This window comes from Superficieibacter electus (genome assembly GCF_002915575.1).
Lineage (GTDB): Bacteria > Pseudomonadota > Gammaproteobacteria > Enterobacterales > Enterobacteriaceae > Superficieibacter > Superficieibacter electus.
In genome coordinates this window covers 214877-229559 of record NZ_PQGD01000007.1, presented here as the reverse complement: position 1 = coordinate 229559, position 14683 = coordinate 214877, and the positions used below count along the sequence as shown (strand labels likewise).

Here is a 14683-nt window from a genome sequence, read left to right as displayed (position 1 = left end):
TGATTATGTCTCTGTTACGTCCTGCATTTTCTCTGCTTATTTTACTGAGCGTGCTGACCGGCGGCCTGTATCCGCTGCTGACTACTGCGCTCGGGCAATGGTGGTTTAACGATCGCGCCAACGGCTCGCTGATCCATAGCGAAAATGGCCTGCGCGGATCGTCGCTGATCGGGCAGAATTTTACCCGGCCAGACTATTTTCATGGTCGCCCGTCGGCGACGGCGGACACTCCCTATAATCCAATGGCGTCCGGCGGCAGCAACCTTGCGGTCAGTAATCCGGCGCAGGATCGCGCCATCGCCGAACGGGTTAACACACTGCGGGCGGCAAACCCTGACGCGTCCGGCTCAGTTCCTGTGGAGCTGGCAACAGCCTCTGCCAGTGGTCTGGACAACAACCTGACGCCGCAGGCCGTGCTCTGGCAACTGCCGCGCGTCGCCAAAGCACGTCAGTTATCCGTTGAACAAATTATGCCGCTGATTGACCAGGCCACGCATAAACCGCTTCTCAGCTTTCTCGGTCAACCTGTGGTAAATATTGTTGAGCTGAATATTTCTCTCGACGCCATAAAGGAAAATAAATGACCGACGAGCCGCAGCGCCCTGATCCCGATCGCCTGCTGGAGCAGGCCGCCACCGCGCACCGGGGTAAGCTGAAGATATTTTTTGGTGCCTGTGCCGGGGTGGGGAAAACCTGGGCGATGCTGGCCGAAGCGCAGCGCCTGCGCGCGCAGGGGCTGGATATTCTGGCGGGCGTGGTGGAGACCCACGGCCGTAAAGAGACGGCGGCAATGCTTGAAGGGCTGACAATGCTGGCTGCGCGTACCCTCACCCATCGTGGGCGTAAAGTGCAGGAGTTTGACCTGGATGCTGCGCTGGCGCGACGTCCGGCGCTGATCCTCATGGACGAGCTGGCGCACAGTAACGCCCCAGGTTCACGTCATCCGCGCCGCTGGCAGGACGTTGAGGAACTGCTTGAGGCAGGCATTGATGTGTTTACTACCCTTAACGTTCAGCACCTGGAAAGTCTGAACGATGTGGTCAGCGGCGTTACCGGTATTCAGGTGCGCGAAACGGTGCCCGATCCGGTATTTGACGCCGCCGATGACGTGGTGCTGGTCGATCTTCCTCCCGACGACCTGCGCCAGCGCCTGCACGAGGGGAAAGTCTATCTTGCCGGACAGGCCGAGCGAGCGATTGAAAATTTTTTCCGCAAAGGCAATCTTTATGCCCTGCGCGAACTGGCGCTGAGGCGTACCGCCGACCGGGTGGATGAACAGATGCGCGTCTGGCGGGAGCATCAGGGCCAGGAGAAAGTGTGGCATACCCGCGACGCCATCCTGCTGTGCATCGGCCATCAGACCGGCAGCGAAAAACTGGTGCGCACCGCCGCCCGTCTGGCGGCAAAACTCGGCAGCGTCTGGCACACGGTGTATGTCGAAACGCCACGCCTGCACCGCCTCGCCCGCGCACAGCGCCAGGCGATCCTCAATGCCCTGCGGCTGGCGCAGGAGCTGGGGGCGGAAACCGCGACTCTCGCCGATCCGTCACAGGAGCGCGCCGTTCTGCGCTATGCGCGCGAGCACAATCTCGGCAAAATCGTGCTGGGACGCCAGACAAGGCGTCGCTGGTGGCAGGGCGATTCTTTTGCCGGACGTCTGGCACGTCATGCGCCGGATCTGGATTTATTGATTGTGGCGCTTGATGACCCTCCGCTGTCGCCGCCGCGGGCCAGCGACACACGCCCGCTGCTTGAGCGCTGGCGCGTTCAACTGGAAGGCTGTGCGGTTGCCCTCGCGCTGTGCGCCGGGATAACTCTGATGGCCATGCAGTGGCTGACGGCGTTCGATCCCACCAATCTGGTCATGATTTACCTGTTGGCGGTGGTGCTGGTAGCCCTGCGCTACGGACGATGGCCGTCGGTGCTGGCGACCATTGTCAACGTGCTCAGCTTCGATCTGTTTTTCATTGCGCCGCACGGTACCCTCGCCGTGTCGGACGTGCAGTATATTCTGACGTTTATTGTGATGCTGATTGTCGGGCTGGTGATCGGTAATCTGACGGCAGGAATGCGCTACCAGGCGCGGGTGGCCCGTTACCGCGAACAGCGTACCCGTCATCTGTATGAGATGTCGCAGCGCCTGGCGATCAGCCGTAATGCTGAGGATATCGCTACCATTGGTGAGCAGTTTATTCAGTCCACTTTTCATGCCCGCAGTCAGCTTTTACTTCCCGACGTCAGCGCCCGGCTGGTGCCGCTTAATCAACAGCCCGGCATGACGCCGTGGGACGAGGCGATTGCCCGCTGGAGTTTTGATCGCGGCCAGCCTGCCGGCGCAGGAACGGATACCCTGCCCGGCGTCCCTTATCAAATCCTGCCGTTGAAAAGTGCAACCCGTACTCACGGACTGGTGGTCGTGGAGCCGGGCAGCCTGCGCCAGTTGATGATCCCCGAGCAACAGCGGCTACTGGAAACGTTTACGTTACTGATCGCCAGCGCGCTGGAGCGCCTGGCCCTCACCGCCAGTGAACAACAGGCACGGCTGGCCAGCGAGCGCGAAAGTGTGCGTAACGCCCTGCTTGCCGCGCTGTCTCATGATTTGCGCACCCCATTGACGGTGCTATTTGGTCAGGCGGAAATTTTGACGCTCGATCTGGCGAGTGAAGGATCAAAGCACGCCCCGCAGGCCAGCGAAATTCGTCAACATGTGCTGAATACCACGCGCCTGGTGAATAATCTACTGGATATGGCGCGTATTCAATCCGGTGGCTTTAATCTTAAGAAAGAGTGGCTGACGCTGGAGGAAGTGGTCGGCAGCGCATTGCAGAGCCTGGAGCCCGGCAGCCGACCTGTTACGCTGGCGCTGGGCGAACCATTACAGCTCATCCATGTCGACGGCCCATTGTTTGAGCGTGTATTAATCAATTTGCTGGAAAACGCGCTTAAATATGCCGGACGCCAGGCGCAAATTGGTCTTAATGCCTGGATAGCGGATAAACAACTGGTACTGGAAGTATGGGACAGCGGGCCGGGCATCCCGGCGGGGCAGGAAAAGATTATTTTTGAGAAGTTTGCCCGGGGCATGAAAGAGTCGGCGATCCCCGGCGTAGGTTTAGGTCTGGCGATTTGCCAGGCCATCGTCAGCGTTCACGGCGGCACGCTCACCGCCGTGAATCGGCCACAGGGCGGGGCCTGTTTTCGTGTTACTCTACCCCAGGATGCCCCCCCTGAGCTTGAAGAAGGTAATGACGCGTTGTGATTACGATCCTGATTATTGAAGATGAACAGGCAATTCGGCGCTTATTGCGCACAGCACTGGAAGCGGACGGACTACGGGTGTATGAAGCCGATACGCTCCAGCGCGGTCTGCTTGAAGCCGCCAGCCGTAAGCCGGATCTGACTATCCTCGACCTTGGCCTGCCGGACGGCGACGGCATCGACTTTATTCGCGAAGTGCGGCTGTGGAGCCAAATGCCCGTGATTGTGCTCTCCGCGCGTACAGATGAAACCGATAAAATTGATGCGCTTGATGCTGGTGCCGATGATTACCTCAGCAAGCCATTCGGCATCGGCGAACTTCAGGCACGCCTGCGGGTGGCGATGCGCCGGCACGCCAGTACGGAGAAAACGGAACCGGTGGTGACATTTGGCACGATAACCGTTGATCGGGTGGCACGGCGCATTTTACGTAATGGTGAAGAGGTTCATTTAACGCCGATTGAATTTCGTCTGCTGGCAGTATTGTTAAATAATTCAGGCAAAGTACTTACTCAGCGTCAACTGTTAAACCAGGTCTGGGGACCCAACGCCGTAGAACATAGTCATTATTTACGCATTTATATGGGACATCTGCGCCAGAAATTAGAAGCCGATCCAGCTCGCCCCCGGCATTTATTAACCGAAACAGGCATTGGCTACCGATTTATGATTTGAATAACTATTCATATACCATTCGGATTAATTTTCCTCTCTTCAACCAATTATTCCCTGCAGAAAAAGGATTTTCTTAAAATAAAAGAAATTACATATAATTCACAAATAAATTACATTCAATTGCTGCGCCGCACATATGCATAAACAGTGTATAATTATTTCTGAAAAGATCGTTTTTAAGTGATCAACTTCACAGTTAATGGCATTTTTACGGATAAAATACGCATACCTTCAATCAACGTATGAATGGTGTGACGATGGAAAACAATAACAGAATAATGCCTCATATCAGGCGAACCACGCATATTATGATGTTTGCCCACCGCAATAGTTTTGACTTCCACTTCTTTAATGCCCGATAGTCTTTTGACCTCGGGCGCTTCAGCATACAGAATTCCCTGAACTTTGTGCAATACAGGTTACGCCTGTAGCAAACCGCGCTCGCCCTGAATAAATCCTGCATTGCCAGCCACGGACTGGCAGGATTCATTCTATTTCAAAAAAGCATATTACTGATATTTTTATCAGCGCATCTTTATTGCTTTTTTTCCGCCGCGATCAATTTCCACTTCAGGAAATTGAGGGATAACTATTATCTAAAATAACGAGTTGATTATGTCTCAATTAAAAATTGCCGTTAGCCGTGCCTGCCCTGACTGTTTTTGTACTCAGCGCGATATCGTCAGTACAGCCGAAACGCATTTTATTAACGTTGCCGCCGTTGTATTAACTCTTGATGAGATGGAAAACGGCAAACTCGATGAGATCGACGCGACCGGCTATCATCTGCCGGTCTTTGTTGCGCTGGCTGATGACCAGCGGGTTCCCGCTGAGTATCTTTCCCGCACTCAGGGCGTGTTTGAATTCGACGACAGCCGCAGGGAGTATTATGGCCGCCAACTGGAAGCTGCCGCATATAAATATGAAAGCCAACTGCGGCCGCCTTTTTTCCGTGCGCTGGTGGATTACGTCAATCAGGGTAATAGCGCTTTTGACTGTCCCGGACATCAGGGCGGGGAATTTTTCCGCCGCCATCCGGCTGGCAATCAGTTTGTCGAATTCTTTGGCGAAACCCTGTTCCGCTCGGATTTGTGTAACGCCGATGTGGCGATGGGAGATTTATTAATCCACGAGGGCGCGCCCTGTACCGCCCAGCAGCACGCCGCAAAAGTTTTTAATGCCGATAAAACGTATTTTGTCCTCAACGGTACCTCGTCGGCCAATAAAGTCGTGCTGAATGCGCTATTAACGCCGGGCGATTTGGTATTGTTCGATCGTAATAACCATAAATCAAACCATCACGGTGCGCTGCTTCAGGCGGGCGCAACGCCGGTGTATCTTGAAACGGCGCGTAATCCGTATGGTTTTATTGGTGGTATTGATGCCCATTGCTTTGAAGAACGTTATTTACGCGAGCTGATTGCTGAGGTTGCGCCGCAGCGCGCCCGCGACGCGCGACCGTTCCGTCTGGCGGTGATCCAGCTTGGCACCTATGACGGCACGATGTATAACGCCCGCCAGGTCGTGGATAACATCGGACATCTGTGCGACTACATTCTGTTTGATTCAGCCTGGGTCGGTTATGAACAATTCATTCCGATGATGGCGGACTGCTCGCCGCTACTGCTGGAACTGAATGCAAACGATCCTGGCATTCTGGTAACCCAGTCAGTGCATAAACAGCAGGCCGGTTTTTCGCAGACCTCGCAAATCCATAAAAAAGACCGCCACATTAAAGGCCAGTCGCGCTATGTGCCGCATAAGCGTTTGAACAATGCCTTTATGATGCATGCCTCCACCAGCCCGTTTTATCCGCTTTTTGCCGCGCTGGATATTAATGCGCAGATGCATGAGGGCGTGTGCGGACGCAATATGTGGATGGACTGCGTGATAAACGGCATTGAGGCCCGCAAGTTGATCCTTGATAACTGCCAGCATATTCGCCCGTTTGTGCCTGACGAGGTTGACGGAAAAGCCTGGCAGCGCTGGCCGACCGCTGATATCGCCAGCGATCTGCGCTTTTTCCACTTTGTGCCGGGAGAGCACTGGCACGCCTTTGAAGGATACGCTGAACATCAATATTTTGTCGATCCCTGCAAGCTGCTGCTGACCACGCCCGGCATTGACACCGCCAGCGGCGAATATGAGTCCTTCGGCGTACCGGCGACCATTCTTGCCCATTTCCTGCGTGAAAACGGCGTGGTCCCGGAAAAATGCGATCTGAACTCTATTCTTTTCCTGCTGACCCCCGCAGAGGACATGGCGAAGCTGCAACAGCTGGTAGCCTTACTGGTGCGTTTTGAAAAATTACTCGACGTCGACGCGCCGTTAAAAGAGGTGCTGCCGTCACTGTACCGCCAGTATCAGGATCGTTATGCCGGTTATACGCTGCGTCGGCTGTGCCAGGAAATGCACGATCTGTATGCCCGGCATAATGTGAAACAGCTGCAAAAAGAGATGTTTCGTAAAGCGCATTTCCCCCGCGTTTGTCTTAACCCGCAGGAAGCCAACTATGCCTTGCTCCGTGGCCAGGTGGAGCTGGTGCGCTTACAGGATGCGGAGGGCCGTATTGCGGCGGAGGGCGCGCTACCCTACCCGCCGGGCGTATTGTGCGTGGTGCCCGGAGAAGTCTGGGGCGGCGCGGTGCTGCGCTATTTCAGCGCCCTTGAAGAAGGAATTAATCTTCTGCCGGGTTTCGCCCCGGAATTACAGGGTGTGTATATCGAAGAACACGATGGTCGCAAACAGGTGTGGTGCAACGTCGTTAACCCCCTGGATACGTCCTCTGCGCTGCTACAAGGAGAACCGTTATGAGCAAATCCAATAAAATGGGCGTGGTCCAGCTTACCATTCTGACGATGGTGAATATGATGGGTTCCGGGATCATCATGCTACCGACCAAACTTGCTGAAGTGGGCACCATTTCGATTATCTCCTGGCTGGTAACCGCCGTCGGCTCTATGGCGCTGGCGTGGGCTTTCGCTAAATGCGGCATGTTCAGTCGTAAATCCGGCGGGATGGGTGGCTACGCGGAGTATGCCTTCGGCAAATCCGGCAACTTTATGGCGAACTACACCTACGGCGTGTCGCTGCTAATAGCTAACGTGGCGATTGCCATTTCGGCGGTCGGCTATGGCACCGAACTGCTGGGGCTGCAGCTCAGCCCGCTGCAGATTGGTCTGGCGACCATTGGCGTGCTGTGGATTTGCACCGTGGCAAACTTTGGCGGCGCGCGGATCACCGGGCAGATCAGCAGTGTCACCGTCTGGGGAGTCATTATTCCGGTGGTGGGATTGTGCCTTATCGGCTGGTTCTGGTTCAGCCCGTCGCTGTACGTCGCATCGTGGAATCCACACAACGTGCCGTTCTTTGGCGCGGTAGGATCGTCCATTGCGATGACGCTGTGGGCGTTTCTTGGCCTGGAGTCGGCCTGCGCCAATACCGATGTGGTGGAAAACCCGGAGCGTAACGTTCCCATCGCGGTGCTTGGCGGCACGCTTGGCGCGGCGGTCATTTATATTGTCTCGACTAACGTGATTGCCGGGATTGTGCCGAATCTGGATCTCGCTCACTCCACCGCGCCGTTTGGCGTTGCCTTCACGCAGATGTTTACCCCGGGCGTGGGGAAAATCATCATGGGGCTGATGGTGATGTCCTGCTGTGGCTCACTGCTCGGCTGGCAGTTTACGATTGCCCAGGTGTTTAAATCCTCCGCCGATGAAGGCTATTTCCCGAAAATCTTCTCACGCCTGAGTAAAGCCGACGCGCCGATTCAGGGCATGCTGGCCATTGTGATTTTCCAGAGCGGGTTGTCGTTGATGACCATCAGTCCGTCGCTCAATAGCCAGTTTAACGTGCTGGTGAATCTGGCGGTGGTGACCAACATCATTCCGTATATTCTGTCGATGGCGGCACTGGTGATTATTCAGAAGGTCGCGAAAGTCGAGCCAGGTAAGGCCAAAGCGGCAAACGTGGTGGCGTTTATCGGCGCGGTTTACAGTTTTTATGCGCTGTATTCCTCGGGTGAAGAAGCCATGCTGTATGGCGCGATAGTCACCTTTATGGGCTGGACGCTGTATGGTCTGGTATCGCCCCGGTTTGAACTGAAGAATAAACACGGATAAAAGGTTCAAGGCTCCGCAAGGAGCCTTTCAGATTTAGCCTTTATTATCACTGGCCGTAATAGGCATTGCTGCCGTGCTTACGTAAATAATGTTTATCCAGTAATTCCTGTGATACCGGCGGTTGCTGATGCGCTAACTGCAGAGTACACATATTCATGTAAGCAATTTCCTCCAGCACGACGGCGTTATGCACTGCGTTATCCGCGTCTTTTCCCCAGGCAAAAGGCCCATGACCATGTACCAGCGTAGCGGGAATGCTTAACGGATCGATATTATGGTTATGCAACGTTTCAATAATCACCCGCCCGGTATTCGCTTCATAATCCTCGCGGATTTCTTCGCTGGTTAGCGGGCGCGTACAGGGGATTTCACCGTAAAAATAATCCGCGTGGGTTGTTCCCATTGCCTTGAGCGGCTTAGCGGCCTGCGCCCAGATCGTCGCATGCCGGGAGTGAGTGTGCACAATACCGCCCAGCGATTCAAAAGCGCGGTAAAGCGCCAGATGGGTAGCGGTATCCGATGACGGTTTGTTTTTACCTTCAACCACCCTGCCGCTTTCAAGTTCGACGATGACGATGTCCTCAACCGTCATCAGCGCATAGTCAACGCCGGATGGTTTAATCGCCACCAGCCCCTGCTGACGATCAATACCGCTGACGTTTCCCCAGGTAAATGTTACGAGTTGATATTCCGGCAGCGCCAGATTTGCCGCAAACACCGAATTTTTAAGTTCGTCCAACATAATTAACTCCAGAGTCAGAAAAATTCAGGCTATCAATTCAAAAAAGCGTGCTGATATTTATCTTCAATCCAGCTTTTGGCTTCAGCAATACGTTGCACATCTGCGCCATCGTTTTTAGCCCACATTTCCATCAACCATGCGCCGCGATAATTCAGGGTTGAGAGCGTGCGAAAGACTTCATCAAAATTCACGCAGCCGGTGCCGAACGGCACATCGCGAAACTGTCCCAGCGAAAAGGGGGAGATTTGCCGGGTATCTTTTAAGTGGATGGCCGAGATTTTGTGGATGCCTTTACTCAATTCCACCGGCACATCATTATGCCAGGCACTGAGATTGCCGACATCGGGGTAGACGCAAAACCACGGGCTGCATATTTTGCGCTCCAGATCCAACCAGCGCGAAATATTGCTCATAAACGCCGTATCCATAATTTCCATGGAGAGCATAATTTGTGCTTTGGCTGCCTGCGAAACCGCCCAGCTTATCCCCTCAATGAAAAGTTCACGGGTTTGTGCAGAAGAAGACTCATAATAGACATCATAGCCTGCCAGTTGAATATTGCGGATGCCCACCTGCCCCGCCAGGGCCAGCGCATCCTGCATTAGATCGTACGCTTTATCACGAGTCTCGCGTTTCAGGCTGCCAAACGGAAAGGCACGATGGGCAGATAAACACATACTCGGTACATCAACCCCGCTGTTGATTTTCCCCGCGACAAAGTCGAGGCGTTCGGCGCGATTCCACTGTAAACGCGCTTGCCGCACCGGATCTTCGTCCACCGACATCTCAATAAAGCTGAAGCCCAGTTGCGCAGCCAGATCAAAGCGCTCCGCCCAGCTCAGCGCATTCGGCAGCGCCTTTTCATAAATCCCTATGGTTGGTTTCATTTGGCATTTACCCGCGGTGACAGGGCATGGGCAACGTTGAGATAACGTGCGTATCCTTCGCGTAAATGCTGGTGGCGCTGCTCGTCAGGTTCAAACACCACGACCGCAGGCTGAGTTTGCGCCATGGCCTCACTAAAACTGGAATATACGCCAGCCCCTGTTGCCGCACAAAGTGCCGCTGCCCGGCATCCAGCCTGTTCAATATCAACCACTTCCAGCGGCAAATTGGCCGCGTCAGCATACATCTGCGTCCACTGTCGCGATCGACTCGGCCCACCGGTAAAGCGAATTTTTTCAATCGCCGGGTTGAGGGAAATAATGCGGTCCTGGTGCACCAGATGGGAAAAAACAATGCCGCGATAAATCGCTGCAATCACATCTTTTTTAGTGTGATGGCCCGAAAGACCAATCAATCCGCCCTGCAAATCCATTTCCAGATTTGAACCAAATAGATAAGGCAGGAAGACAAGCTGCTCGTCGCAACTTTGGGCGATCCATTGTTCAAAATTTTGGTAGCACTGCGCTTCATCCTGAAAGAATTGCTTAATAAACCACGTCAAATTACTGGCTGAAGTTGGGCTGCCTTCATGAACGAAATATTTGCCCGGCACACAATATTTCCCCCAGATATAAGGAAAATCGCTGGTAATAATATGGTCAGTGACAGACGTCGCAATACTCCAGGTTCCGGCTACGGCACTCAGCGTTTTTTCATTGTCGATTCCGGAGGTTACGGCGCTGGAAACCACGTCAAAAAAGCCGCCAAATACCGGCGTTCCCGGGCATAGTCCGCAATCCAGTGCTGCCTGCGGCGTGATAACCCCTATCCGATCGGTTGAGTTCACAACCGGGGCGGTTTTATCCGCCACCTCGGGGATGCCAAAAAGCGCCATCATTTCGTTGTCATAACATGAAGTGAATTGGTTATAAAAATTGCTACCCGAAATATTGGTGATTTCGGCATGGATCTCGCCGGTAAACTTGAAGCGAATATAGTCATGCACCATCAATATTGCATCAATCCGGGCATAATTATCCGGCTCATGATCTTTTAACCACGCCAGTAAAGAAACCGGGTGTCCGGTCCATAATTGCTGTAAACCTTTATGATAGGCCTGTTTATCAATGCCATCGTGATACCAGCGTTTGACATAGTCCAGCGCCCGGGTATCGGATGAAATAATACCATTACGTACCGGTTTACCTTTTTTGTCGATGGCATATAACCCTTTGCCATGGGAAGAAAAGCTGACGCCTTTGATACTGAGTGGTGGGACCTGGCTTTCATAAATCGCCTGCTTTACAACGCGGCAAACGGTCTCCCACAGCTCATCCATATTACGTTCACTAAAGCCGGGCTGTTCGGCCAGTACCTCGGCGTTGCGTGAGGCAACATGTATTTCATTGCCCTGCGCGTCATAAATACCTGCCTTGGTGACCGTTCCGCCAATGTCTATCCCGATAAAATTCATGACACTCTCCTTGGTTAATAGGGATCAGGAAAAAAAGACTATCGTCTGGCCGAACTAATAAATGTCGCCCCCCAAATGATCAGGCCTTTCACCAGATATTGAACATACGGTGAAATGCCTAATAAATTGAGCCCGTTGTTTAATACTCCTAACATCATTGCGCCGATGAGCTCCCGATGATCATTCCACGCCCACCAGCAATGGATGCGCCACCTAATACCACAGCGGCAATAGCATCCAGTTCAAACCCAACACCGGCATTGGGTTGTCCGCTCATGACCCGGGAAGTGAAAATAAGACCGGCAAATCCGGCGGTAAAACCGCTGATTACATACACCAATAACTTATAATATTTAACCCGCAATCCGCTGAGTCGTGCCGCCTCTTCATTTCCACCAAGAGAATAGACATAGCGGCCAAAAGGCATATGGTTGAGTACGATATAAAAAATAAGGTACAGCAGTGCCATTAATAAAATCGGGACCTGAATGCCGAAAATATAATCGCGCCCCCAGAAGGAAAATGAATCAGGTAATCCAGAGATGGGGTAGCCCCCGGTATAAATTAACGCCAGTCCCTTGGCGATGATCATCGCACCCAGCGTCACGATAATCGGCGGCATTTTGCCGTAGGCAGTTAAAAAACCGTTTAGCAGACCAAAGGCAACGCCCGCCAGTAAGCCAAGCGTTATCGCCATCCACGGGTCCAGCCCGTAGAATTTCATCAGTCCGGCCATCAGGGTACCGCACAGCGCCATCACCGCGCCCACCGAAAGATCGATCCCACCCGTCAGAATGGCAAACGTCATTCCAATTGCAATAATAGCGTTAATTGAAACCTGTCTGGCGACGGTTGATAAATTTTCCACCGTCAGAAAATAATCGTTAAATATTGACATACAGCCGAATAGTAGCACCAGGCCAATAAACGGTAAAAAGGCCGGTGTTTTCATTAATCGGGACATCATTCCAGTACCCTTTTCAGTTTTAGCAACTGGTGCAGCAGAAACATTGGCATTGCTCATTGGGAACCCCCTAAATAATATTACCTGCGGCATGCAACATAATATCCGTCGAATTAATATCATCGCCCTCTAACTCGGCAACAATACCACCATCGCGAAACACCATGACGCGATCGCTGACGCCAATAATCTCCGGCAATTCAGACGAAATCATAATAATTGAAATACCTTGCTCGGTAAGACGGCGCATTATTTGATAAATTTCTGACTTCGCACCGACATCTATGCCACGAGTTGGCTCATCAAAAATGAGGATATTCACATCGTGATTGAGCCAGCGTGAGATAACCACTTTTTGCTGATTTCCACCACTGAGCGTACCGACTGCCGTCCAGGCATCCGGCGTTTTTACGCCAACTTTAGCAATCAAACTATTGGTGGTGGTTAATTCGTCTCCATCATTTATAAACAGATGGCGTAACGAGTGTTTGTTCAGCCAGATATTATCTTTGACAGAAAAAGGCAGTACCAGCCCCTGCGTTTTACGGCTTTCAGGCAGTAAACCAATACCTGCCTTCAATGCCTGAGAAGTCGCATTAAGCCTCACTGGTTTACCAAAGAGGGTGATATTTTTTTTGAAACATTTCTCAGCCCCGGTCATGGCCAGAATGGTTTCAGTACGTCCGGACCCCACTAAACCGGATAATCCCAGTATTTCGCCTTTACGCAACGTCAGGCGATTACATGGGCTGGCTTCAGTTAATTGAATACTGGCGTTCAGTATCTCCTCTCGCTGTCCCAGCGTGCGTTTTGCCGGGTAGATATTCTCCACTTCACGCCCGACCATCATTTGGATCATGGTAGAGATTTCGACATCATCGACTTTTGCTGATCCAATATATTTACCGTCACGCAAAATACTCAGGCTGTCGCAAATTTCATAAATTTCTTCAAGATGGTGGGAGATGAAAAACATCCCTACCCCTTTGGCCTTCAGGTCACGCATCACCCGGAAAAGATGCTCAGCTTCTCCCGGGGTCAGCGTTGCCGTCGGTTCGTCGAGCACCAGAATCCGCGCCTCCAGCGACAATGCTTTGGCTATTTCAACGAATTGCTGTTCGGCAACACTAAGGTGGCAAATTTGCTCATCCGGGTCGAGTTTAACACCCAGTTCGTTAAATATTCTCATCGCCTCATGGCGCATTTTTTTTCGATCGAGTAGTCCTACGCTGTTTGTTAATTCCCGGTTGAGAAAAATGTTTTCGAACGCATTTAAATAAGGGATCAGCGAAAACTCCTGGAAAATAATGCCAATACCTGCGCGAATAGCATCACGATAGGTCTGAAAGTGCTGTAGCTGATCATTAATATAAATACCACCGGTATCAGGCTGATAAATTCCGCACAGCACTTTCATTAGTGTGGATTTACCCGCACCATTTTCACCGAGCAGAGCATGAACCTCGCCGCTTTGTAACGTTATATTGATATCATCAAGTGCTTTTACACCGGGAAACGTTTTACTGACATGCTTAATCTCCAGTAAATTCATGATGCGTATCACTCCATTAAAACAAAACCCAGCCAGACTGCGAACGATAAAAGGTTCCCGAATAAGGTTGTGCGGGATCGCACAACCTTATGCGCAAATAATTTGAAGCGGAATGAATTACCAGTGGAAATCTTTGGCGTTATTTTTATCAATTAATTTGACGTCTACCGGAACCGAAGCGGGCACATTGGCACCCCAGTATTTCGCCAGCGCAATCCCTAAACCGATGCGGACCTGATCGCGTGGGAACTGTGCCGCCGTAGCGATGAATGGCGTGTTGCCTTTAGCAATTTCCGCAACCGCCTCCGGCGAACCATCAACACTCACCAGCTTCACATCGCGCCCCGAGGATTGAATAGCGGCCAACGCACCCAGCGAACCGACATCGTTGACGCTGAAGATACCATTGAGCGTCGGGTTCGATTGCAGCATATTTTCCGTCACGCTCATCGCGGTATCGCGTTCCTGTTTGCCGTTGAGTTTGGTCACAATTTTGATATCCGGATGTTTTTTCATCGCATCTTCAAAACCGCGTACACGTTCAAGGATGGGTACCACCGGAATACCATCCAGGATCGCTACATTACCTTTATTACCCAGCGCTTTTGCCAGATTTTCACCGGCAATCAGGCCCGCATCGTAGTTTTTCGATCCGACAAAAGAATCCAGTGGACCGTTGGCCTGTGCGTCAATGGCAACGACCACCACTCCAGCTTTTTTCGCTGCCAGCACCGCGGCTTCGGCCCCCACACTGTCTGCCGGGTTGATCAGCAAAATATCAATTTTCTTCTGGATCATATCTTCTATATCGCTGATCTGTTTGGAAACGTCATGAGCAGCATCGGCGGTATATAATTTGGCATTGATATCTTTTGTAGCGTCCTCAACAGATTGTTTCATGGTAACGAAGTATTCGTTATTTAACTCCTGAAACGACATTCCTACGGTGAGTTGTTTGGCGCTGGCACCCGCCATGAGTCCCAGGGATAATAAGCCGACCAGCAATGTT

11 protein-coding genes and 1 pseudogene are annotated in these 14683 nt (G+C 52.1%); 6 read left to right on the top strand and 6 right to left on the bottom strand.

Translation table 11 applies throughout. The features are described from left to right. Nucleotides 1-5: 5 nt before the first annotated feature. The 6 genes from kdpC to potE all read left to right on the top strand — a co-directional run bounded on the left by kdpC (nucleotide 6) and on the right by potE (nucleotide 8057). On the top strand, nucleotides 6-584 hold the full coding sequence (gene kdpC / locus CHU32_RS10810) for a potassium-transporting ATPase subunit KdpC (RefSeq protein ID WP_103677522.1): 579 nt from the start codon (nucleotides 6-8) through the stop codon (nucleotides 582-584). Beyond that, nucleotides 581-3259, top strand: coding sequence for a two-component system sensor histidine kinase KdpD (kdpD, locus tag CHU32_RS10805; RefSeq protein ID WP_103677477.1), 2679 nt, complete (start codon nucleotides 581-583; stop codon nucleotides 3257-3259). The genes kdpC and kdpD overlap by 4 nt, the downstream gene beginning before the upstream one ends. Continuing rightward, nucleotides 3256-3933 carry a two-component system response regulator KdpE gene (gene kdpE, locus CHU32_RS10800; RefSeq protein ID WP_103677476.1) on the top strand — a complete coding sequence of 226 codons (678 nt, stop codon included), beginning with the start codon at nucleotides 3256-3258 and terminating at the stop codon, nucleotides 3931-3933. Before kdpD ends, kdpE begins: the two co-directional genes overlap by 4 nt. 257 nt (nucleotides 3934-4190) lie before the next feature. Next, complete coding sequence (gene speFL, locus CHU32_RS27950) at nucleotides 4191-4295, top strand: leader peptide SpeFL (protein WP_116480921.1); 105 nt, start codon at nucleotides 4191-4193, stop codon at nucleotides 4293-4295. Between the two features lie 253 nt (nucleotides 4296-4548). Further along, entirely contained in the window at nucleotides 4549-6747 is a 2199-nt protein-coding gene (speF, locus tag CHU32_RS10795) for an ornithine decarboxylase SpeF (protein WP_103677521.1), read from the top strand. After that, nucleotides 6744-8057 (top strand): putrescine-ornithine antiporter, encoded by a 1314-nt coding sequence (potE, locus tag CHU32_RS10790; protein WP_103677475.1) that lies wholly within the window; start codon nucleotides 6744-6746, stop codon nucleotides 8055-8057. Before speF ends, potE begins: the two co-directional genes overlap by 4 nt. A 46-nt stretch (nucleotides 8058-8103) precedes the next feature. Here the strand turns inward: potE and araD are convergent, their stop codons facing one another. The 6 genes and pseudogenes from araD to CHU32_RS10760 all read right to left on the bottom strand — a co-directional run bounded on the left by araD (nucleotide 8104) and on the right by CHU32_RS10760 (nucleotide 14649). Then, a complete protein-coding gene (gene araD / locus CHU32_RS10785; RefSeq protein ID WP_103677474.1) occupies nucleotides 8104-8799 on the bottom strand; it encodes an L-ribulose-5-phosphate 4-epimerase in 696 nt (231 codons plus the stop codon). 32 nt (nucleotides 8800-8831) lie between these two features. Beyond that, nucleotides 8832-9686: an L-ribulose-5-phosphate 3-epimerase gene (locus CHU32_RS10780; RefSeq protein ID WP_103677473.1), complete on the bottom strand. Its 855-nt coding sequence runs from the start codon at nucleotides 9684-9686 to the stop codon at nucleotides 8832-8834. After that, nucleotides 9683-11158, bottom strand: coding sequence for an FGGY-family carbohydrate kinase (locus CHU32_RS10775; protein WP_103677472.1), 1476 nt, complete (start codon nucleotides 11156-11158; stop codon nucleotides 9683-9685). The genes CHU32_RS10780 and CHU32_RS10775 overlap by 4 nt, the downstream gene beginning before the upstream one ends. A gap of 38 nt (nucleotides 11159-11196) precedes the next feature. Beyond that, nucleotides 11197-12125 (bottom strand): annotated as a pseudogene (locus CHU32_RS10770) (ABC transporter permease). 67 nt (nucleotides 12126-12192) lie between these two features. Next, a complete protein-coding gene (locus tag CHU32_RS10765; protein WP_103677520.1) occupies nucleotides 12193-13677 on the bottom strand; it encodes a sugar ABC transporter ATP-binding protein in 1485 nt (494 codons plus the stop codon). A gap of 114 nt (nucleotides 13678-13791) precedes the next feature. Continuing rightward, complete coding sequence (locus tag CHU32_RS10760; protein WP_245880210.1) at nucleotides 13792-14649, bottom strand: ABC transporter substrate-binding protein; 858 nt, start codon at nucleotides 14647-14649, stop codon at nucleotides 13792-13794. Between the last annotated feature and the right edge of the window lie 34 nt (nucleotides 14650-14683).

Bases quoted from the DNA above. Each gene is read 5' to 3' on its own strand.
- kdpD (WP_103677477.1), top strand. From the start codon at position 581: ATGACCGACGAGCCGCAGCGCCCTGATCCCGATCGCCTGCTGGAGCAG.
- speF (WP_103677521.1), top strand. From the start codon at position 4,549: ATGTCTCAATTAAAAATTGCCGTTAGCCGTGCCTGCCCTGACTGTTTT.
- potE (WP_103677475.1), top strand. From the start codon at position 6,744: ATGAGCAAATCCAATAAAATGGGCGTGGTCCAGCTTACCATTCTGACG.
- kdpC (WP_103677522.1), top strand. From the start codon at position 6: ATGTCTCTGTTACGTCCTGCATTTTCTCTGCTTATTTTACTGAGCGTG.
- araD (WP_103677474.1), bottom strand. From the start codon at position 8,799: ATGTTGGACGAACTTAAAAATTCGGTGTTTGCGGCAAATCTGGCGCTG.
- speFL (WP_116480921.1), top strand. From the start codon at position 4,191: ATGGAAAACAATAACAGAATAATGCCTCATATCAGGCGAACCACGCAT.
- CHU32_RS10760 (WP_245880210.1), bottom strand. From the start codon at position 14,649: ATGGCGGGTGCCAGCGCCAAACAACTCACCGTAGGAATGTCGTTTCAG.
- CHU32_RS10775 (WP_103677472.1), bottom strand. From the start codon at position 11,158: ATGAATTTTATCGGGATAGACATTGGCGGAACGGTCACCAAGGCAGGT.
- CHU32_RS10780 (WP_103677473.1), bottom strand. From the start codon at position 9,686: ATGAAACCAACCATAGGGATTTATGAAAAGGCGCTGCCGAATGCGCTG.